The sequence below is a fragment of the Armatimonadota bacterium genome, from assembly GCA_016125185.1.
GTDB lineage: Bacteria > Armatimonadota > Fimbriimonadia > Fimbriimonadales > Fimbriimonadaceae > Fimbriimonas.
Genome location: WGMG01000008.1, coordinates 1 through 19518 on the forward strand (window position 1 = coordinate 1; position 19518 = coordinate 19518).

Here is a 19518-nt window from a genome sequence, read left to right on the forward strand (position 1 = left end):
AGAGTGCAGAGTGCAGAGTGCAGAGTGCAGAGTGCAGAGTGCAGAGTGCAGAGTGCAGAGTGCAGAGTGCAGAGTGCAGAGTGCAGAGTGCAGAGTGCAGAGTGCAGAGTGCAGAGTGCAGAGTGCAGAGTGCAGAAGGCAGAAGGCAGAAGGCAAGGTGCCTATTGCCAAGTGCGGTGGCCCCGACTCCAAAGACGATCCGATTTCGAAGTCGTTAGTTGGACGGAAGCGCGGGGAACATGTCGCGGGAGATGGCTCCTACGTCGACCACCCACTTGCCACCCTCCTTTTCTAAGGAGAGTTCGTATTTCTGCTCGTAGGCGCTGGGACCGGCTTTGGTTTCCATGACCGTTACGGTGGCGTGGTTTTCGCTCGTGGCGGTAGCGGAGGTAATGCGCCACGTGAAGAGAAAATGTTTGGCGGCGGTGTTCACGCAGAAGTCCCATGCGTCATGGAGGCGCTTCTTTTCTTTTTCGACGGCGGCGGGGTCGCTTTCGCCGGTTCGGCTGAGCGATGTGAGAGTATCGACGTCGTGGCGCGCCAGGGCATCCATGAACCGTACGCCTACGTTGGCTGGCTCATCTTTGGCGAAAACAAAGGATGCGACGATCATGCCGGCGATGGCAATGGCCCCCAACCCTAGAATACTGACTTTTCCTGACTCTCGCATTGAACTCATCTAACCTTACCAATTATGGAACCGACAGTGCAGAAAGTGTCTTTCGAGCGCTGATTTTCCACTCGTGGGTTCCGTCTATCTTGTCTACCACCCATACCATAGGTGTCGGCGGTTGCTTGGGCAACGTGTAGAGCACGACGATACGAACTTCGTTCGGATGTCGCTCCATTCGCGCCAAACTGTAGGTCGCTCCGGCCCTGAGCTGGAGCCAAACCCGCCGAATCAAGTTCATTGCGTACTCATCTCCACCCGATTCTGGGGTTCCGATGTTTTCGATGAGGGTCGTACGCATCAAATTCCAGTCGCTCATGGGGATTTTTTTGTCGTTGGCCTGAGAGACGCTGATGTTATGCAGCGAAGTATGAAACTTTCGTAATGTACTTTCAGGACCATAGTTCTGGAGCGTGGAATAAGTGAACACCACCAGCAGGCTCAAAATGGCTGCTGGTAAAAGTGAGGCTTTTGGCACGGTCCAGAAATGCATGAGTACTTTATATGTGAACTTTACTTTTTCAACGCCGTTTGTGATAATGAGGATTCCAACAATCCTACAATGTAGTTACCTGAGGAAACAATATGAGCGATTTTCTGAGCAGAAGAGACCTGATGAAGCACGGTGGCGTGATTGCAATCGGTCTCGCAGCGCCTAAATGGCTTTCGACGATTGCCGAAGCCGATGTATTGCGTGTGGCTAAAGGAGGCAAACCGGCCTCGGATACGGTTCTGGTTGTGTGTCAACTTTCCGGTGGCAACGACGGTCTGAACACCGTTATCCCATATGCCGATTCACTTTACTACAAATACCGACCGACGATCGGCCACAAGGACGACGTCGTTCTGAAACTGAACGAGACGCTTGGTCTACACCCGGCGATGAAGGGCATGCAGACCCTTTACAAGGAAGGTAAGGTCGCGGTCATCACCAACGTCGGCTATCCCAAGCCCAACCGCTCGCACTTCAAGAGTATGGACATTTGGCAGTCGGCAAGCCCGGACGACAAGATGAAGCATGGCTGGATTGGCCGCCACTTCGATTCCGAACTCAAGAAGGAGAAGCTGAACCCGATCGTGGCGCTTGGCCTTTCGACCGAGAAGCCGCTGGCACTTGTTGGCGATAGTGCAAGCATCCCGTGCTTTGCCTCGCTGACCGACGTTCAGAACATGCTGGGCGACGCCAGTTCGGAGCAGCTTTTGCGCGAGATCCAGGGAACAGACGCGATGATGGGCAGCCCGACCCGCGTGGTCCAGCAGGCCAACAAGTCGGCTCTGGACGCGATGAGCGTTCTTTCGAAGCAGTTGGGTACGTTCACACCGAAGCAGACTTACGGCGACGACGCGTTCGGCAAGGGCTTCAAGCAGATTTCGCAGTTGATCGGCGCTTCGCCGGCGACCCGAGTCGTGTACTTCTCGGCGGGTGGCTTCGATACGCACTCCCGACAGTTGGACACCCACGCTCGCCTTCTGGGCAACTTCTCCGACGCCGTTCTCGCGTTCCAGCGCGAAATGGAATCGATCAACCGTGCGGACAAGGTCATCATCCTGGTCTTCTCCGAGTTTGGTCGACGCGTCAGCGAGAACGCCAGCCAGGGTACGGACCACGGCGCTGCGGCTCCGATGTTCGTGATCGGCGGCAAGGTCAAGGGCGGCATCCACGGTACGACGCCGGACCTCAGCGACCTGCAAGATGGCGACGTTCGGTTCAAGACCGACTTCCGGCAAGTCTACGCGGCCACTCTCGACAATTGGATCGGTGGCGACAGCGAAGTGGTTCTCGGACAGAAGTTCGACGACCTTCCTCTCTTCGCATAAGGGGCGAAGAGACCTCCTCAACCCCGTTCGCACCTCAGGGCGAACGGGGTCTTTTTGTTTTGACCCTCGCCAAAACGGATAAACTAGGCTATCAGATCATGCACTACTTGACCGTCCAGGACGTTTTGTGGATTCACCTCCAGATCGCCAAGAAAACTGTGAAATTCAACTATGCGAAGCTTGAGGAGGCGGTCAGCTATCAGTACGCCTACGGGAAGAGTAAGGATGTTTTGAGTCAGGCGTCGCGGTTCTTCGTGGGCTTTCCGGCGATGAAGCCTTTTGAGTGCGGAAACGACGCGGCGGCGCTGGTGGCGGGTTTGACGTTTTTGATTTCCAACGGATTCCATCCGAAAAGCGGCGAGAAGGATTTGGCAGGTTGGTTCGAACGGGCTTCGAATCGGAGCGACAGCAAGGCGGCGATCGAGTCGATGGCGAAGCGATGCGAGCATGACCATCATGCGACGATGCGAGAGATCGCGACGGAAGTGATGGAGACGTATGCGTCGACGGTGAAGAAGCTGTTGGCGGATTAACGGCGACTTTTTGAGTCCTTGCAGGTGACTCACCCGGTTCACTCGTTCCTTATTCACTGGCCTCTCTGGCCAGAGGCATCCTTGGATGATCGCATCAGTGATTGGCCACTGAGGCCTAGGCACTGAATGATTCTTGCGGAATTGCCCTCACCCGTCTGCTGACTCAGACTAGGTCGCCGGGGGCGCTGCAGGCGTTTTCGGGGTTGGAGCGCATGGCTTCGAACGCGAGGGCGGCGATAGATGCTCCGAGCATGGGGCCGACAATGTACACCCAGTAGGCTCCCAGTGCTTCGGGGTTGCCGAAGAGTGCAGGTCCGAATGATCGGGCCGGGTTCATCGAGCCGCCGGTGATGGGACCGCCGATGAGGACTCCAAAGATGACGGTCAGGCCGATGGCCAGTGGGGGCGCGATTGGGTTCATGCGCTTGTCGGTCGCGGTGGCGATGATGACGAGCATGAGGATGAAGGTGATGGCGACCTCGGTGCCGACGTTTCGGAGGACGAGGTGAGTGTCAGCGGGGATATGGACGCCCGATCCACCGCCGTACAGGAGCGCAACGACAGCCGCAGCTACCACGCCACCGGCCATCTGGACGAGCCAGTAGGGCGCAACGTAGCGCCAAGGGAAGCGTTTTGCGAGGGCAAAGCCGAGGGTGACGGCCGGATTGAAGTGGGCGGCGGAGATGGGGCCTAATGCGGCGATCATGGCGAGCACGGGGAGGCCCGAGGCGATCGCGGCGACGAGAAGGCCTTGATCGACACCGGACACGTGGCCTATGGCGGAGACGGCAACAGGGGCGAAGACGATGACGAAGGTGCCGACGAACTCGGCCAAGTATCGCTTGATCACGGGGTACTGACCTCCGCCAGTTTGATTTCTACAAATTCGCGGATTTGGTCGCGGATCTCGCGGACCTTTTCGATAGGTTGTCCGGCGGGGTCGTCCAGACCCCAGTCCTCGGTGAGGAGGAACTTGGTAGGGCAGGCTTCGGCATCCACGCCACAGCCCATGGAGATGATCTGGTCGGATTCGGTGACCATTTCGGGGGTGAGGAGCTTGGGCGCTTGCCCGTCCATCGAGATGCCGAGCTCGGCCATGACTTCGACAGCGACGGGGTTGAGGGTTTTGCCGCCCACGGTTCCGGCGGATGCTCCTTCGACGGGCAAACCCTTTTCCTTGGCCAGATGGTTGACGAAGGCTTCGGCCATTTGCGAGCGGCCGGCGTTGTGGACACAGACGAAGAGAAGACGGGTCATGTCAGCAACAACAGCCCTCCTCGGGCTGGGTGGCGGCGAGGGTGGCGAAGTACTCACCGAGGGCGGAAAGGTTGTCTCGACAGACGGTGCAGACCATCGCCTTGCCGCGGCGCTGAATCTGGATCAGGTTAGCGTCGGCGAGTTCGTGCAGGTGGTGGGAGATCGTGGAGTTGATCTTGTCCTGACCGGTGATGTGGCAACAGACCTCGCTGGCGGTCGGACCTTCGATGCCTCCGTCTTCGAGCACTGCGGCGCTCCCGCAACAGGACTTCGTCAGGAATTCGACGATTTCACGCCGAGTAGGGTCACCCAGCGCTTTGAGGCTCCGTGCGATCATTTCGTCCGTCATCGAAACGATATTAGCATATGTTTCGATGACGGACGAAATGAACTGTGTTAACCTTTGTTCATAATTTTGCGGAGCTTGGCTTCCTTCTCGGGTCCCCAGTAGGCGCAATCGAGTTGGAGGAAGACGGACGTGTACGGCACGGTGAAGTCCGTTTTGAGCAAGAGGACGCGGAAGGTTTTGCCGGCGTCGTCGAGATTCTTGATGATGTCCTCGTGGAGTTCGCTCTGGGTGGGCTTGCCTTTGAGCAGGGAGGCGAGTTCTTTGCGGTAGGCGGTGACGCCCCTGGCGTCGGCTTCGGGGACATAGGAAAGTTCTTTGTCCAGGTGCACGATGGGCATGACGTGCTTTGCTTTGGAGAGCTGGCTAAGCACTTCCTTGAGAACCTCGATCTGCGACGCATGGGTGACGATGGTTCGGATGCCGGGGCTGTTTTGAGCCGGGTAGGCGGAGTCGGCAACGACGATCCAGTTTCGGTGGCCGAGGAGGGGGATTTCTTTCCTTAGCTCGGCTTTCCAGGAGGTCGACGACTCTTGGGGCAATGGGGTGGCCAAAAAGGCGGTTGTGAACGCGAGAGCACTAATCATGACACCACTCTGTGACGTGGTGAGGTTACCCGTGGTGGGGTGAGAAAATGGAGCGGGCGACGAGACTCGAACTCGCGACTCTCTGCTTGGGAAGCAGACACTCTACCACTGAGTTACGCCCGCTTGCCCTCCATGGAGGCGGTCACTTTGGAGCGGGCGATGGGAATCGAACCCACGTAGCCAGCTTGGAAGGCTGGAGCTTTACCATTAAGCTACGCCCGCTTTGGGTGATCTTTATTATGCACAATCGAACCCGATCCTTGCCAGCGGATCGGGTTCAGATTTGCCCACCAGGGGGCTTAGCAGAATTGGAATTCAGGCGAGCCGAAGATCAATCGCAGGACGTCGGCCGCGACGGTGTTGGCGTTCTTCTGCGAAAGCTCCTGGCCGTTGAGGCTCTTGGTGGCCGCATCGGCGAGGTACTGCATCTTGTTTTCGCTGAAGGCAACGTCGTACATGGACGCCAGCTTGGTGGCGATGCCCATCGGGCTGGGATCACCGGCAAGGATTGTGTAAATCGGGTAGCGATTGATGCCACCCTTCGCGCCGCCCATGACTTTGTTGGCCCAGTTGATGCGCTCGACCATGGTGGCGGAGGAAATCCAGGCGTCTCCTGGCTTCCAGCCGGATACGTCGGGCGGATAGAGGAGCCACATGCCTTGGCTCTTCATCGACGCCGAAACGGCGGCGGCGGGAGCGAGGCGGGCTCGGGCACCGGTATCGGACTGGCCAAGCGAGGCTAGTTGCTGGGCCATCGCTTCGCCGACACCCATTGCGCGCGCGGAGGCCATGCAGAAGTCAAGCGGGTTCTTGATGAGCTTGCGGTGGGCTCGGTCAGAGTAGAACTCATCGGATTCGACGATCGCGCGGATGAGCGTCTTGATATCGAGACCAGACCGCCAGAAGTCATCGACGAACGGTTTGAGGGTGGCGGGGTCGGCGTTTGGATAGACGAACCAGTTCCAAATCTTGTTGGTGATGAACTCGGCCACGCGCGGTTTGGAGCAGAGGATGCCGAGAACGTCGTCGCCGCTCAGATCGCCTGTCTTACCGAGGACGGTCTTGGTGCCGTCGTCGTGGAGGACGGGCTTGAACATGAAGGTCGCGGGCGACTTTTGGGCGTTGCGGCCGTTGCGGACGAAGCTCCAGCCCGTGAACGCTCGGGCGGCTTCTTGGATGTCCTTTTCAGTGTAGTTGCCGACGCCGAGGGTAAAGAGCTCCATGACCTCGCGGCCGAAGTTCTCGTTCGCGCGACCCTTGATGTTGTCCTGGCCGTCGAGCCAGATGAGCATGGCGGGATCTTTGGCGACTTCGCTGAGAAGGGTTTTGAAGTTGCCGAGCGCGTTGCGGCGAAGGATGTCGTTTTGCTGAATCATCAGCGGACCGTTGGTGACCTTTTCGGCGCTGGTGGCGAAGTGGTTATGCCAGAAGTGGGTCATCTTCTCCAGCAACGGGCGGCGGGTCATGAGAATCCGCGCCGACCAGCCTACGACGGCCTGCTGAGGGCGAATCTGGCCCTTTTGGTCCTGGATGACATCCCACGAGAAATCATAAAGCTCGGGGACCTGTTCGCAGTTCAGGAGCTTGTCGATGGCACCCTTGAGGCCCCCCTGCATGTAATAGTTAACTTCTTCTTCGCTCGCTCCAAGGCCGAATCGGCGAAGGAGGTGGGCCACTTTGTCGCGTTCAGTCAGTGCCATATCAGATGCCTTAACGATCCTCAATTCTTTCGGTTCGCTTACGTACCAAAATACCTAGCTCAAAGAAAAAGAGCTAGTGGAATCACTAGCTCTTTTAATCGTTTTGACGAAAAGTCTGGTCTACTCTTCCTTCGCGCTCGAAGACTTGTAGGTTGCTTCGTTCACGAATTTGAAGAGGGTGGTGCCTTCGTAGGACGCCTTCAGAGCGTACCGGGTCTGTTCGCCGGACTTGGTCTTTCGCACCATTTTGGTCTTTCGAACATCGCCATCCGGCACTTCAACATGAGATCGAGTCTTAAGATTGTAGAACTTCATTTTTTCTCCTAAAATTGGCTACGAGTTTCCCCCTCGCCCATTCCTTCTTAGGTTCAAATTTGCCGAATTAGAGAATATCACAAACTCATCCAAAGTCAAGAGAATTTCGCGAGAATCTAGGCAAAAATGATTCTTTGCCTAGATTCAAATGAGCCTTATTTGAAGGTGATACTGCGCTCAAGGGTCATTTGAGAGCCCTTGCCGTACCGCGCGATGCCGATTTGAGTCTTGTCGCCCCAGTTAAGGTTGGACATCTGCGAGGTCAGTTCGTCGATGGTGGAAACCTTCTTTCCGCCGATCGATTGGATGACGTCGCCGACCTGGATTCCGCTCTTTTCGGCCACCGATCCGCTTTCGACGGTGGTTACCAGCACGCCCGTGACCGAGGTCGGGATGCTGTTCTTTCGACGGTTCGCGTCGGTGAGGTTATCGATTCCGATGCCAAGCTTGGCGTGACCGCTGTGGAGCGGCTGCACGTCGCCGTTATCGTCCTGATCCCTTTGATCGTTCTGCCCACCTTTGTCGCCTTGACCGAACTGCTGTCGAAGTTTGTTTTCGAAGTCCTTGAGGTCCGGGTTGCCAAAGATGTCGCCGAAGTCCTTGTTGTCGAAGTTATAGGTTCGAGCCTTGGGCGTCGTCGGCTTAACTACGACCGCCTTTTCCAGTTTGATATCGGCGGTTTGGGTCTTGCCATCGTGGACGAATTCGACCTTCACGACGGTATCCGGCGCGTTGACGAGCATCGTGTTGCGCAGGTCGATCTGGCCGTCGATGGCGGTGTTATTGACCTTGGTGATGATGTCGCCCTTCTTGATGCCAGCCTTATCCGCCGGTCCGCCGGGTTGAATATCTTCGACGTAAGCGCCGCCGGGAAGCTTCTTCTCGCTTAGTTCGAACGGCTTGAGGTCGCGAGGATAGACGCCGATCTGGGATCGAACGACTTTGCCTTTCTGGATCAGAATGTCGGCCACAAAGCGGACTTCGCTGCTGGGGATCGCAAAGGCGATGCCGTTGCTTCCACCGGTCTTCGTGTAAATCGAACTGTTCATCCCGATGACCTGGCCGTCGATGTTGACGAGCGGTCCGCCTGAGTTGCCCACGTTGATAGCGGCGTCGGTCTGGATCAGGTCGGGATAGAATCGCTCAGCTTGGCTGAGGCTCGAATCGGGGATGGCGTTCTCGCGATTGACGGCGCTGACGTGGCCGAAGGTGACGGAGTTTTCGAGGCCATAAGGCGAGCCGATGGCCATGACCATCTGACCGGGCTCGACCGACTTGGAGTCGGCCATGCCGAGGGTGGGGAAGTCGCTACCGTCGATTTTGATGACGGCGACATCCCACTCGGGGGCTCGTTTGACGGTGCCTTTGTGCTCACGTCCGTCATTGGTGATGACGGTGACTTGATCGGCGTCGCCCACCACGTGGTCGTTGGTGATGACATAGCCGTCTTTGCGGTAGATGAATCCGGCACCTTCGCTACCGGAAATCGGGATCATCTTGCCGTCTGAGTCGGACGCCCGGTTGGTGACGGCACGAATGTGGACCACGGCCGGTTTGACGTATTCGGCCAAGTGGGTCAGCGAGTCGTTGAGGTTGTGCAGCGTGGCCGCTTCTTCGGTGGTGATGTTTCCGACCAATTTGCCGCTGTAGCTCGGGCCTTTGGCGAACGCCGAATCGGCCTTGAAGCCATGCGTCATGCTAACGACGGTCGCGACGCCAGCGGCAAAACCGCCGACGATCATTGCGTATGCAGCCCATGAACGAACAGTCTTCATTTTATTTCTCTCTTTTTATTCTAATGGAATTGGAGGGGTTTTGGGTTCCCTAGATGCCGATGCTCGTGACGATGCCGGGAAACTGGGGGTTGGCCCGCACGAGAAACGGCTGAAGAAAGGACTGACGGAGGCTGGAACCGAGGTCGGCCACAACCGTGATCTTGAGTCCCTTCCAAATCTTATTGTCTGACGCTTCACCGGTGGTGATCTTTTCGTTTTGTACGTAGGTCCACTCGTACACCGTTGCACGTTGGAGGCCGTCCGTGAGTTTGAGGCACAAAATTCGGTACCGGCTATCCGTGGAGACGGAGATTCGCTGAATCTCGAAGCCAAAAGGGATGTCTTTCGGGACTATCGGCTTAAATCCTAGCTTCGGCTCGGCATCCGAGAGGCGCGACAGGCAGTTGGTTTCGTCGTAGTGAACGATTTTGACGCCGGCAACGGGCTCGATTACAAAGGTTGAGTCGTCGAGCTTGGCGGGGAATTTGATGTCGGTGACTTCGAAGCTATTGACGATCGATCCATCATTGGCCACGGTCTCCATCGCCATCGGGTAGCCGGTCGCTTCATCGAAGTGGTAGCGGAGGATCGGGACTTCATTGAACCGCGAGGTTGCGACGACGGTGACGCATCGCCGACCGATGATTCGCGAGGAGCCGTCCATCTTGAGCGTGTAGTTCTTTTCGATCAGCGGGGAGCGAAGTTTGATGTCGTGCGAAAGGGCCTGCGACGGCGAGATCAGCATGTAGCCGTCGTCGGGAAGGTACTGCTTGTACTCTCGCCCATCGTCGACATATTCGCCCTGCAGGTGCAAGGGCGCCAAGACGGTTTCGCGAATCTTGCCGTCCTTGGACCGCTGAATTTTGGTCCTCTGGGTGCCGTTGCCTTCGGAGGTCTCCTTGACGATGGCCACAATGTTGACGTTGTAGTCGCCACGCAGATACTTCGCCATCAGCTTTTCGGCGCGATCGTCGGCGAAACAGGTCGCGACGAGGCTACCGATGACGAGAAGACTAACGGCCTTCAAAAGTCGTGTAGTGACCAATTGGCCCTCCGAAGGCCGTATCTGGACCCGAATTCATCATTTGGTCTCTAACGATCTGCTCACGAATGCTCTCGTCCCGTTTGCGGCTGGCTTCTTGGCTCTGTTGCTTCGAGGAGAAGACGGCCCAGCAGACGATGGGGATGGTCACGGCCAGGGCAAGGCTGACATAACTGAGCCTTGGCCGCACGAGTTTGTGCTGAACCTGCTCGACGAACAAGGTCGGCGGCTCGGGAGTCGTCGGCATATCGCGAAGCAAGGTCTGAACCGTACGAAGGCTCTCTAGCTCAGCTTGACACTCGCGGCACTCGTGGACGTGGTGGCGGACCTGCAGCATTTCGACGCCAGACATTTCGCCGTCGAGGTATGCGGACAGTTTGGACTGGACGCGATTACAGGACATGGGCGTACCTCCCGTAGGATTCGGGCGCGTTGTCCAGAAGGAAAGTTCGGAGCTGGACGCGTCCTCGGTGGATTCTCGACCGAACGGTTCCGACCGAGGTTTCCATGATCTCGGCGACTTCTTCGTAGGAGAGTCCTTCGATGTCGGCGAGGATGACGGCGAGCCGGAACTCGGGGTTCATCTTGTTAAGGCCGGTTTGGACGATCTCGGAAAAACTACTGTTGACAAGTTCGTCGCCAGGGACATTGGAATGGTCTGCGATTTCGAAGGCCTGTTGTCCATCACTGCCGGAATGGTCGAGCGAGCTAGTTTTGAGCTTCCCTCGGCGGCGGATCAGGTCGATGTGCGCATTGGCGATGATGCGGTACATCCAACTGTTAAACGGCAGTTTCTCGTCGTATCGATGGAAGAATCGAAAAGCGCGGATATACGCTTCTTGGAGCAGGTCTTCGGCGTCGGCGGCGTCTCCAGTCAATCGAAATGCAACAGAAAAAGCTTGGCGGTACGAATCTCGCATCAATCGCTCGAAATTGGCTGAGCGATCGAGGGTTCCGGTTCGGTTTTTTACCCAACTAAGCATTGCTTACTCTACGAAATAGATCATACGCTCTTGCCTGGCTATTTCGTTCCCGGCGTCGGCGATAACAGAATTCGTCCCAGGACGGCGTCCAGAACGAGGGCAGGATTGGCATTGCCGAGGATTCGCTTATGGGCTTCCGTGAGGAGGGCGACGGCCTGAGAGCGGTTGGGATGGCGTTTGCTGATGGCGAGGGCGGCCAGCTCGATGATGCGGGCGTTGGAGTTGCGGATACCGAGCTTTTCGAACTCTTCAAGGCGTTCGGCGAGCTTGCGAAATTCGTCGCCCAGGGAGAGAGCGCCGTGTCGACTTTCGGCGACGATGCGGTCGGCGAAGCGAATGATGTCGCGATAGAGGTCTTGGTTGGCGGAGATGCGCTCCAGAGTGCCGGGCGCGCCATCGGCGAGGAGAACGATTTCGTCGGGAAGGCCCGGATGGCTTTGGGTCAGTTCTTCTTTGGTGGGCAATTCGCAGTTGACGACCAGACAACGCGAGAGGATGGTGGCGGGGATCTGGCTGACCTGGCTAGTCGTGAGGATCAGCTTGACGTACGCCGGGGGTTCTTCGAGAGTCTTCAGCAGCGAGTTGGCGGAGTCGTGGTTGAGGCGGTGGACGTCCTCGATCCACACAACCTTGTGGCGCGAGTAGAGCGGGGCTACGCGCACGAACTCGATGAGCGGCGTGGGGTCGTCGGGGCGTTTGGCCGACGGCGTGGAGATTTGGCGAAGCTGGATTTGGTATCCGGCCCCGGTCGGCGCAATGTGGAAAAAGTCGGGATTAGTGCCGCGGCGGAAGGAATCGGCGGCGCGGTCACCTTCGCCGGATGATAGCCAAGCTTCGGCCATTTGGTTTACAAGGAGGGTTTTGCCGCACCCACGGGGACCATAGAGGAGAACGGATGCGACTCCGCTGGACGGATCGCCCAGAATCGGCGCGAGCTTGCGAGCTCGTTCGAGGCCGACAATCGTGGTCAAAACCGCTCGAACTCCTCGACAGGAAGCAGGAAGAGGACAGCACCACCGACGGGGACCTTAACGGCGGACGGGGTGAAGGCGGCGGTAGGATTGGTTTCGAAGGGAGCCACGTTGAGAAGTTGTTCGCGGCTTTGGCAGTTTGCGGCGATGAGGGCTTTGAGGTCACCGACTTCGCCGTCTTGAACACCGATGAGGAAGGTGGTGTTGCCTTCGCGCAGGAATCCACCGGTGGAGCCGATGATGGTGAATTTGAATCCGGCGTGAACGAGCTCGTCGATAATTTTGCCTTTGTCCCGGTTATGGATGATGCAAACGGCGAGCTTCATGAACTGACAGCATTATAAACGAAAAGCCCCTTGCCGTGGCGAGAGGCTTTTCGATGACAGAGCCTGGATTTTATTCGCAGGCGGTCTTGAACGGGCTCCACATCGACTGCGTCGGGCCCTTGGCGCGGAGGTCGTAGACGACGGACTTGGCGTTGAGGCTCTTGGCGCTGGTGTCCACGCGAACGACGTTGATCTGGCCGGAGTATCGAGCATCGATGTTCTTGAGAACAGGGATGTTGGAAGCGTCATCCGGATCCGGGTTACCGAGAGCGCCGAAGTTCAGCTTGTTGTTGCCGAGGTGCTTCCAGTAGTGCGGATAGCTGCCCGTCGGGGTGAAGCCGTTCATGGTGCACGCACCGCTGGTCGGCTGGGCCGGGAGAGCGTTGTAGTAGGTGGCGTCGGCGAAGAGAAGGGTGTTGGACACGTTCTCGACCGAGGTTGCGGACATCGCTGCGTTGGACTTCAGGAGGTAGTTGTTCGCGGCGACGGAGTTCTGTCCACCGTAGGCGAAGAAGCCGACGTCCCACGTGCCTTTGTCCTGATAGTTGGCCCAAGCGTCGGAGTTACCGGCGACCTTCCAGATGTCGTCGTTCTTAATGTAGGGAGCGAGCATCTGGTTGAAGAAGCAGGCTTTGATGGTGTTTGCACCATCGCTGTCGAACTTTGCCTTCTTGGGATCGCTGGCGGCGAGGCTCAGGTAATACGGGTTGATGGCGCCGGAAGAAACGCTCCATCGGTAACCCGGCAGCGTGTCATCGTTGTCGGCCAGGTAGATCTGGAGTCCGGTTCCGATCTGCTTCATCTGCGCGAGGCCAGCCGACTTCTTGGCGGCCAGCTTGGCTTGAGCGAAAACGGGGAAGAGAATGGCAGCGAGAATCGCGATGATGGCGATAACGACAAGGAGTTCGATAAGCGTGAATGCTTTCTTCATTTGATTGATCTCAGGAATAGGTCGATTGTCGAAACAGGCGCGGCAACCTCTGAATCGCTCATGCTTTGCGCAGGCAATTATTAAGAATGCTCGTCGCTGGAATCCACCATGGATTCCGATTTTGAGTTCACAGACCTTGTGAAAATGACGTCTTCGTCGGAAAACGTCGATGGTTTTCTTAACAATCGACGAACAGGCAACATCTTAACACGAATTGCGCCAGATGCGATAAATTGGGGGAAATCTTGGGATTTTCCAACGAAAAGGAGTCTGATCCTGTCGATGGACGCGAAAAAATAGCCGCCCGCTTTGCAGCGGACGGCTATTTTGGTTGGCCTTAGTTCGAAGGGCCGTCGCCGGGGGGCGGCGGGTTGTCCTTCATGGCCTTTTGGTTGATAGCCTTTTCTTTGTCGGCTTGCTTCTGAACCGCGCTAACATCCACGCTACCGCCTGCGGGTGCACAACCAGCGACGACGCATGCGGCGAGGAGGAAAAGAACAAGCTTTTGCATCAGACTACTCAAGACCCCATTGCGGCCACGGCTGTGTCCAGACTGGCTTCGCCGAGATCGTCCAAGCACCGGTACCAATACCGCATGCCGGTCGCGAACTGACCGAGTACTGAGCAGCGGTCGGGGTGTTGGCCAAGAATCGACCCACGGCGATGGTCTTCGTGTGACCGTCGCAGTAGCTCAGGTTGATGTTCTGAGCGAACGGAACGCGAGAGGCGTCCGGCGTCGTGGAAGTCTGGTTGCAGGAAGAGTCCGTCGCGTAGAACTTTGGAATCCATGCTTCGCGAACAGCAAACGGATAAGCGGTTCGAGTCTGAGTACCGGAGGAGCTGTCAAGGAAGACAGGAGCAAAGTTGACCGTCGGGTCGACCAGTTCCATCAGGAGCATCGTCTGAGCGACGTCCGGAACGTTGGTTTGGCTGCCACCGAGCCAACTGTTTCGGAAAGCGCCGTTACCGTTGATCGAGGAACCGTAGGTGTTCAGCGCGCCGGTGATCGAGAGGTTAAGCGCGTAAGAGCCCATCAGCTCACCGTTGGTGCCCCAGTTGGAGAACTGCTTGTAGTCGATCGCCGGGTGGACGAAGAGACCGAAGTTCTTGACATAAGGCATGACCCACTTCTGCCAAGCGTAGTGGTTCATTCGGTAGTAGTAAGGTCCAGCACCGGTACAGCCTGCACCGTTGGCATTGAACGGGTTGCTGTTCAAGTCTGGGTTCAGGGAGCTGCCAGGTTGACAGTCGTCGTTGCGAGGATAGACGTCGTCGTAGTCAGCCGAGTACATGATGATCGACAGACCGATCTGCTTCTGATTGCTAATAGATGCCGCTTTCTTAGCCGCAGCCTTCGCCTGGGCGAAAACCGGGAAAAGGATCGCTGCAAGGATAGCGATGATCGCGATAACGACCAAGAGCTCGATGAGCGTAAATGCTTTTTTCATTGCCTAAGGATTCCAGTGATTTCGTTGCTTCCGCACATCCTGTGCGCGCTTCGCAACAATAGATAGACCGCTCCTGCAAAGAAAATGGTGATGGGATCGTGTTAACGAAATGTTAAGGACCTGGTTTTCCTCGCCTATCTTAATATATTTTACAGCTTAGAGCTAAGGAATGGAATGTTAAGGCTTCGTTTTCCATTCGGTTGTTCAAAACTTGTATATTTTCCAAGTTCTCGATAGCGTGGCGTGGCCACTCTTGGCCAAAAAGGATATCGATAGGAAGCTTTTCGTATTCGTACTCATATGGAGGTTGTTTCCAGGCGAATCCGGGGAGATCGGTCTCGGGTCCGGCGGCCTTGAAGCGATCGAGTTGGCTTCCCGACGAATCGTGCAAACCGGTTTGGCGGACGCACTCCTGCAAGATAGCGACGTAAGCGAGAACCGGCTGGAACGTGGCGCGGTCGGTGACGTGAACGAACACTCCGTTGCAGATTTGCCCAGCGTATTTGTTAAAGGTTGGCTCGAATTGGATGGGGCGGAAATAGACGCCCTTTAGCCCTGACTGGTTCAGCGCATCGGCAAGGCGAGGGCCATCTAGCCACGGGGCTCCAACGGTTTCGAAGGGTTTCGTCGTTCCTCGACCCTCGCTCAGATTGGTGCCCTCGATGAGGCATCCGCCGGGATAGACGACGGCGGTTTCAACGGTTGGCATGTTGGGCGATGGCATCACCCAGGCGTAGCCGTTATGGTCGGCAAAGGAATCGCGGTCCCAACCTTCGATCTTCATGATCTCGACCGATGCTTTGGGATAGAAGCTCTGGTTGACGTGGCGGGCGATCTCGCCGATGGTGAGCCCGTGGCGGAGGGGGAGCGGATGAAGCCCGACGAAGGAGGCGTAAGCGGGGTCGAGCAGGGTTCCTTCGACCTTTGAGCCAATGGGGTTGGGGCGGTCGAGAACGAGCATGGGGATTCCCAAGCGCTCGGCGGCCTTCATGGTGAGGGACGTCGTCCAGATGAAGGTGTAATAGCGGGAGCCGACATCGGGGAGGTCGACGAGGATGAGATCGACACCTTCGAGCATGGCTTCGGTGGGCTCGCGATGCTCGCCGTAGAGCGAGTAGACGGGAAAGCGGAGCTTTTCGGCACCTTCGCCTTCCCACTCGATCATGTTGTCTTGGGTGGTGCCGAACAGGCCGTGTTGAGGGCCGAAGACGGCAGCTATGGTGAACCCGGCTTGGCTGTGGTTCTGTTCGAGGAGGTCGAGGATGTGTTTGTAGTCACGATCGACGCTGGCTTGGTTGCAGACGACGGCGATGCGCTTGCCCTTGAGGGCCGAGAAACCGGCGGATGTGAGAATGTCCAGTCCGGTCATGAGTGGCATGGCGGTTAGTTTACATGTCGGGGCGGGTTAGAGTTGGGAGTTGGGAGTCGGGAGCAAACGCCGTATCGGCCGCAACAAAAAAAGCCCCGGCTTCACAGCGAGGAAGCCAGGGCCTTGTCGTTCCACTTCGCCTTAGGCGGCAAAGTCGTCAGCGAGCTGATTGTTGAGATAGAGTTGGAGTCGGACCTCTTGCATTCGAGTGAGCTTTCCGTGTTTGTGTGGCTTTGCCTCCGCTAGCGGTGCCGGTCGATCGGCTGTTCGTTTTTGAACCGTGTTGAGGAGCCACTTCTTGGTGTTCTCGATCTTGTTGACGATGCGACGAGTTTGTTTTCGTCTCCATGCCCTGGTACGGTCTTTCATCTCAATAGGTACCTGCCTTGTTTCCAAGTGAATTCGAACCAGCAATTATCCGGTTCTTAACTTCAGGATACGAAACCTGGTGGTTTCCTGTGCCTAAGGTAGGGCTATTTGGGCCTTTTTGGGGACAATTTCGGTAACCTTCGTAGGTTCATGAACCGGATGAGGGAGTTTGGAGGCGAACCAAATGGAAGACCAGTCCGCGGAGTCTAACTATCCGCGGCCGGACCGGCTGGAAAACCTTCGCACCCTCCGTGTGGCCAATCTCGACGGGTCATTTGCGACGGCTTTCGCGACCCTCATTGGCGGTGGATTCATCGTCGGCTATATCAAGACGGTTGCGCCGGGGAAGGGTGCCGACCTTTGGATCGGTCTGATCACCTCTCTGCCTGGGTTTCTGGGGCTGATCCAGATTCCGGGCGCGATTTGGGGTCGGAGTTTTCCGAACTATAAGGGCTTTATTCGCATTCCCGCATTCATCTGGCGAATGCTCCATATTCCGATTGCGATTCTGCCGCTTTTGGCCCTGACGGCCGATATCAAGCTTGGGATCATTTTGGGGTGCGTGTCGTTGGCGGCGGCGATCATCAATATCGTCAACCCGATCTACAACGACTGGCTGGCGGAGATGATTCCGGGCAACTCGCGCGGAGTTTTCTTTGCCAATCGCAACGCACTGATGGTGGCGGTGGGCGCTTCGGTGGGCCTGCTTGGTGGCTATATCGTCAAGAAGTTCCAAGACATCGGCATGACCTCGCAGGGGTATAGCGCGGTCTTCAGTTTCGCGGTCGTTTGCGCGTTCACCAGTTGGTTTTTCTTCTCGCAGATGCATGACATCCCACGGGCAGAGCCGGTTAAGCAGAACGTTAAGGAGGCGATCAAGGCGTTCGCGGTTCCGTTCAGCGACAAGGATTTTCGCCGCGTCCTCCTGTTCCTGTCGATCTTTATTTGGGGGCAAGCGATGGCGGGGAATTTGTGGGCCGCGTTCGCCTTCGAATCCCTGAAGTTCAACCAGCTTCAGCTTCAATTCTGCGCGATCATGCACGCGGCGGGGAACATCAGCATGTCCAAGCTGTGGGGCTATTTGGCCGACAAATATGGCAACAAGCCGCTGCTGATGGTGGGCGGGTTTGGCATGCTGCTGAGCCCGTTGGCGTGGCTGTTGGCGAGGGATACGCCGGGCGACCAGGCGACGACTTTCAACTTGGTTCTGCTGATCTCCAGCCACTTCTTGATGGGGGCGAACTGGAGCAGCGTGGCCATTTGCCAGTTCAATCTGCTTTTGTCGACGGCGAAGCCATCGAACCGGGCGACCTATATTGGGGCCGGGTTGGCCACCCAGTCGTTCATCAGCGGCGTTGCGCCAATGGTCGGCGCTATTTTGCTGGCGGAAGGGCGCGGTTTCTTTACGGGTTTCCTGGCCTACCATGCGGTTTTTTGGACCACGATCGGCATTCGGATGATCGCTTTGTTCTTCCTAGCGCCCATTCGTGAAGAGGGCTCGACGAGCATTCGGGAGACCATTCGGGCCTTGAAGGGCGTGACACCGCAGGGGATGCGGGCGATGAAGCGGTACACGGAGAGCGACAGCGCGATCAAGCGCGAATCGGCGATCGAGAAGATCGCGGGCCAGAAGCTTTCGCTGGCGACTTCGGAGATGATCGACGCGCTTCACGATCCATCGCCGCGCGTGCGGCGGCAAGCGGCGGCGGCATTGGGGCGGCTGGGTGATCCGGCGGCGGTACCCGAACTGCTTCATCAGTTGGAGCTTCACCCCGACCTGGTTGAGGAGGAGACGGTGCATGCATTGGGCGAGATTGGCGACATGTCGGCGATTCCTGAGTTGACGAAGTTGTTGCAAAGTCCGATTCCTCTTCTGCGCCGCGCTAGCCTGCGAGCCATCGCCAAGATTCCTGGGGCGGCGAAGAGCGAAGAAGCCATTCAGAGCTTGATTGCTTCGGCGGAGGATACGCGTGACCCTGATCTTCGCCGGTCGGCCCTGCAGGCCCTTCGCTACCTGGATGTGCCGAATATCGCCTCGACGGTTTCGCACGCTTTGCAGGATCGTCATCCTAGCGTGCGCATCGCGGCGGCGGAGGCTTCGGCCGAACTTGAGATTGCGGATACGGCGGACGCATGCCGGGCTTCGCTGGCGTTGTACGACGACGAAGCCTGTGCCGAGGTGGCGTATGCGCTGGGTGTGAATGGAAACCTAGATGATGTTCCGCGCATTTTGGCGGTCGCCCAGACGTGCGTGTCGATGATCACGCGTCGGCGTTGCTTACTGGGCCTGGCCCGGATTTATGGCGTGGAGAAGAGTCTTTATAGGGCGCTGATGAGCTCGGGCATGGAGCGTGACAAGCTGTTGATTAGCTTCTTGACGGTGAGCGGAAAGAAGTCGCGGGCGGCGACGAAGGCATTGGAGGCTCACTCCAGGGAGGATGAGGACACTGCGGTGCGGGAACTGAATTTGGGCAAGGACGCCGAAGCGCTGACGTTGTTCCACGTGGAGGAATTGTTTGTTCTGGCGGCGTGTATTTATGCTGATAGGATGAACAAACGGGCCGCTAAGGGCAAAGAGTAATGGGACGCCTAGCTCTCTCCGTTCTGCTGATTTCGTCGCTATGTGGCTGTGGCCGCAGTCGCCCTATCGACGCCAAGGCAGACAGTAAGCCGGTTTTTGACATGTCTTCGAATAAGGAAGATCATGTTTGGCCAGGCATGGCAGACCGGGTCGATGTGATCGGCGAAGAAAAGGGCGAGTTAGCAGCGGACATCGAGCGGAGGTTGACTCCGATCTTCGTAAAGAAGCCAAATATCAAAGCGGCCTACCTCGTACACGTTCGATACAACGAGCGGGAGGAAAGCGTGGCGTGTGCGATCGACCTGGGAGGCGGTAAGACCGACAAAGATCTCCGAGAAGCGGTTTCGAGGGCATTTCGCCAAACAAATCACCGAAAGGGAACAGTTTTGGATATCTTCGCCGCTGAAGGCGAGATGTTATCCAACCTTACGAGCAAGGCCAAGCCATTCTATCGAAAGCAGGGCTAACGAACATTCATTCGGCTTCCGACGTCATAA

The 19518-nt window shown here is 57.1% G+C and carries 23 protein-coding genes and 2 tRNA genes; 5 read left to right on the forward strand and 20 right to left on the reverse strand.

Translation table 11 applies throughout. The features are described 5' to 3' along the window. The first annotated feature begins 31 nt into the window (after positions 1–31). On the forward strand, positions 32–295 hold the full coding sequence (locus GC165_18835) for a hypothetical protein (GenBank protein MBI1334928.1): 264 nt from the start codon (positions 32–34) through the stop codon (positions 293–295). On the opposite strand, the gene GC165_18840 is transcribed toward GC165_18835, so the two are convergent. Beyond that, complete coding sequence (locus GC165_18840) at positions 215–679, reverse strand: hypothetical protein (protein MBI1334929.1); 465 nt, start codon at positions 677–679, stop codon at positions 215–217. The genes GC165_18835 and GC165_18840 overlap by 81 nt on opposite strands. Before the next feature lie 13 nt (positions 680–692). Further along, positions 693–1163, reverse strand: a complete 471-nt coding sequence (locus GC165_18845; protein MBI1334930.1) for a hypothetical protein — start codon at positions 1161–1163, stop codon at positions 693–695. Between the two features lie 92 nt (positions 1164–1255). On the opposite strand from GC165_18845, the gene GC165_18850 reads away from it, so the two are divergent. Then, a complete protein-coding gene (locus GC165_18850) occupies positions 1256–2488 on the forward strand; it encodes a DUF1501 domain-containing protein (GenBank protein ID MBI1334931.1) in 1233 nt (410 codons plus the stop codon). 98 nt (positions 2489–2586) lie between these two features. Then, positions 2587–3021 carry a hypothetical protein gene (locus GC165_18855; protein ID MBI1334932.1) on the forward strand — a complete coding sequence of 145 codons (435 nt, stop codon included), beginning with the start codon at positions 2587–2589 and terminating at the stop codon, positions 3019–3021. Positions 3022–3184: 163 nt separating this feature from the next. On the opposite strand, the gene GC165_18860 is transcribed toward GC165_18855, so the two are convergent. From GC165_18860 to GC165_18945, 18 genes are all read right to left on the reverse strand, one after another. Further along, a complete protein-coding gene (locus GC165_18860) occupies positions 3185–3976 on the reverse strand; it encodes a hypothetical protein (protein ID MBI1334933.1) in 792 nt (263 codons plus the stop codon). Beyond that, entirely contained in the window at positions 3868–4278 is a 411-nt protein-coding gene (locus GC165_18865) for a hypothetical protein (protein ID MBI1334934.1), read from the reverse strand. The genes GC165_18860 and GC165_18865 overlap by 109 nt, the downstream gene beginning before the upstream one ends. Position 4279: 1 nt before the next feature. After that, complete coding sequence (locus GC165_18870; GenBank protein MBI1334935.1) at positions 4280–4627, reverse strand: helix-turn-helix domain-containing protein; 348 nt, start codon at positions 4625–4627, stop codon at positions 4280–4282. A 47-nt stretch (positions 4628–4674) separates the two neighbouring features. After that, complete coding sequence (locus GC165_18875) at positions 4675–5211, reverse strand: hypothetical protein (GenBank protein MBI1334936.1); 537 nt, start codon at positions 5209–5211, stop codon at positions 4675–4677. A 48-nt stretch (positions 5212–5259) separates the two neighbouring features. After that, positions 5260–5334 (reverse strand) — tRNA-Gly (locus tag GC165_18880). A 25-nt stretch (positions 5335–5359) separates the two neighbouring features. Next, positions 5360–5433: transfer RNA gene (locus GC165_18885), tRNA-Gly, on the reverse strand. 77 nt (positions 5434–5510) lie between these two features. Continuing rightward, entirely contained in the window at positions 5511–6911 is a 1401-nt protein-coding gene (locus GC165_18890; GenBank protein ID MBI1334937.1) for a DUF1800 family protein, read from the reverse strand. Positions 6912–7031: 120 nt separating this feature from the next. Then, positions 7032–7226: a hypothetical protein gene (locus tag GC165_18895; protein ID MBI1334938.1), complete on the reverse strand. Its 195-nt coding sequence runs from the start codon at positions 7224–7226 to the stop codon at positions 7032–7034. 155 nt (positions 7227–7381) lie between these two features. Continuing rightward, a complete protein-coding gene (locus GC165_18900) occupies positions 7382–9001 on the reverse strand; it encodes a PDZ domain-containing protein (protein ID MBI1334939.1) in 1620 nt (539 codons plus the stop codon). Positions 9002–9050: 49 nt separating this feature from the next. Further along, positions 9051–10046, reverse strand: a complete 996-nt coding sequence (locus GC165_18905; GenBank protein MBI1334940.1) for a hypothetical protein — start codon at positions 10044–10046, stop codon at positions 9051–9053. Continuing rightward, positions 10015–10446: a hypothetical protein gene (locus tag GC165_18910; GenBank protein ID MBI1334941.1), complete on the reverse strand. Its 432-nt coding sequence runs from the start codon at positions 10444–10446 to the stop codon at positions 10015–10017. Before GC165_18910 ends, GC165_18905 begins: the two co-directional genes overlap by 32 nt. After that, entirely contained in the window at positions 10436–11026 is a 591-nt protein-coding gene (locus GC165_18915) for a sigma-70 family RNA polymerase sigma factor (protein MBI1334942.1), read from the reverse strand. The genes GC165_18910 and GC165_18915 overlap by 11 nt, the downstream gene beginning before the upstream one ends. Positions 11027–11064: 38 nt before the next feature. Continuing rightward, positions 11065–11997, reverse strand: coding sequence for an AAA family ATPase (locus GC165_18920; GenBank protein ID MBI1334943.1), 933 nt, complete (start codon positions 11995–11997; stop codon positions 11065–11067). Further along, positions 11994–12323 (reverse strand): hypothetical protein, encoded by a 330-nt coding sequence (locus GC165_18925; GenBank protein MBI1334944.1) that lies wholly within the window; start codon positions 12321–12323, stop codon positions 11994–11996. Before GC165_18925 ends, GC165_18920 begins: the two co-directional genes overlap by 4 nt. Positions 12324–12393: 70 nt before the next feature. Further along, positions 12394–13254, reverse strand: a complete 861-nt coding sequence (locus GC165_18930; GenBank protein MBI1334945.1) for a prepilin-type N-terminal cleavage/methylation domain-containing protein — start codon at positions 13252–13254, stop codon at positions 12394–12396. Positions 13255–13769: 515 nt separating this feature from the next. Continuing rightward, the gene (locus GC165_18935) at positions 13770–14702 is read right to left on the reverse strand and encodes a prepilin-type N-terminal cleavage/methylation domain-containing protein (GenBank protein ID MBI1334946.1); all 933 of its coding nucleotides are present in this window, start codon (positions 14700–14702) and stop codon (positions 13770–13772) included. A gap of 139 nt (positions 14703–14841) precedes the next feature. Continuing rightward, on the reverse strand, positions 14842–16071 hold the full coding sequence (locus GC165_18940; GenBank protein MBI1334947.1) for a DUF1343 domain-containing protein: 1230 nt from the start codon (positions 16069–16071) through the stop codon (positions 14842–14844). Between the two features lie 141 nt (positions 16072–16212). Next, entirely contained in the window at positions 16213–16440 is a 228-nt protein-coding gene (locus GC165_18945) for a hypothetical protein (protein MBI1334948.1), read from the reverse strand. A 184-nt stretch (positions 16441–16624) separates the two neighbouring features. On the opposite strand from GC165_18945, the gene GC165_18950 reads away from it, so the two are divergent. Together GC165_18950 and GC165_18955 are read left to right on the forward strand one after the other, a co-directional pair. Beyond that, positions 16625–19021: an MFS transporter gene (locus GC165_18950; GenBank protein ID MBI1334949.1), complete on the forward strand. Its 2397-nt coding sequence runs from the start codon at positions 16625–16627 to the stop codon at positions 19019–19021. Continuing rightward, a complete protein-coding gene (locus GC165_18955; protein MBI1334950.1) occupies positions 19021–19488 on the forward strand; it encodes a hypothetical protein in 468 nt (155 codons plus the stop codon). Before GC165_18950 ends, GC165_18955 begins: the two co-directional genes overlap by 1 nt. The last annotated feature ends 30 nt before the right edge of the window (positions 19489–19518 follow it).

Excerpts from the sequence above, each read along its gene's own strand:
- GC165_18850 (MBI1334931.1), top strand. The coding sequence starts at position 1,256 with ATGAGCGATTTTCTGAGCAGAAGAGACCTGATGAAGCACGGTGGCGTG.
- GC165_18870 (MBI1334935.1), bottom strand. The coding sequence starts at position 4,627 with ATGACGGACGAAATGATCGCACGGAGCCTCAAAGCGCTGGGTGACCCT.
- GC165_18895 (MBI1334938.1), bottom strand. The coding sequence starts at position 7,226 with ATGAAGTTCTACAATCTTAAGACTCGATCTCATGTTGAAGTGCCGGAT.
- GC165_18855 (MBI1334932.1), top strand. The coding sequence starts at position 2,587 with ATGCACTACTTGACCGTCCAGGACGTTTTGTGGATTCACCTCCAGATC.
- GC165_18875 (MBI1334936.1), bottom strand. The coding sequence starts at position 5,211 with ATGATTAGTGCTCTCGCGTTCACAACCGCCTTTTTGGCCACCCCATTG.
- GC165_18930 (MBI1334945.1), bottom strand. The coding sequence starts at position 13,254 with ATGAAGAAAGCATTCACGCTTATCGAACTCCTTGTCGTTATCGCCATC.
- GC165_18900 (MBI1334939.1), bottom strand. The coding sequence starts at position 9,001 with ATGAAGACTGTTCGTTCATGGGCTGCATACGCAATGATCGTCGGCGGT.
- GC165_18910 (MBI1334941.1), bottom strand. The coding sequence starts at position 10,446 with ATGTCCTGTAATCGCGTCCAGTCCAAACTGTCCGCATACCTCGACGGC.
- GC165_18955 (MBI1334950.1), top strand. The coding sequence starts at position 19,021 with ATGGGACGCCTAGCTCTCTCCGTTCTGCTGATTTCGTCGCTATGTGGC.
- GC165_18890 (MBI1334937.1), bottom strand. The coding sequence starts at position 6,911 with ATGGCACTGACTGAACGCGACAAAGTGGCCCACCTCCTTCGCCGATTC.
- GC165_18915 (MBI1334942.1), bottom strand. The coding sequence starts at position 11,026 with ATGCTTAGTTGGGTAAAAAACCGAACCGGAACCCTCGATCGCTCAGCC.
- GC165_18935 (MBI1334946.1), bottom strand. The coding sequence starts at position 14,702 with ATGAAAAAAGCATTTACGCTCATCGAGCTCTTGGTCGTTATCGCGATC.
- GC165_18925 (MBI1334944.1), bottom strand. The coding sequence starts at position 12,323 with ATGAAGCTCGCCGTTTGCATCATCCATAACCGGGACAAAGGCAAAATT.
- GC165_18865 (MBI1334934.1), bottom strand. The coding sequence starts at position 4,278 with ATGACCCGTCTTCTCTTCGTCTGTGTCCACAACGCCGGCCGCTCGCAA.
- GC165_18840 (MBI1334929.1), bottom strand. The coding sequence starts at position 679 with ATGAGTTCAATGCGAGAGTCAGGAAAAGTCAGTATTCTAGGGTTGGGG.
- GC165_18940 (MBI1334947.1), bottom strand. The coding sequence starts at position 16,071 with ATGACCGGACTGGACATTCTCACATCCGCCGGTTTCTCGGCCCTCAAG.
- GC165_18845 (MBI1334930.1), bottom strand. The coding sequence starts at position 1,163 with ATGCATTTCTGGACCGTGCCAAAAGCCTCACTTTTACCAGCAGCCATT.
- GC165_18945 (MBI1334948.1), bottom strand. The coding sequence starts at position 16,440 with ATGAAAGACCGTACCAGGGCATGGAGACGAAAACAAACTCGTCGCATC.
- GC165_18950 (MBI1334949.1), top strand. The coding sequence starts at position 16,625 with ATGGAAGACCAGTCCGCGGAGTCTAACTATCCGCGGCCGGACCGGCTG.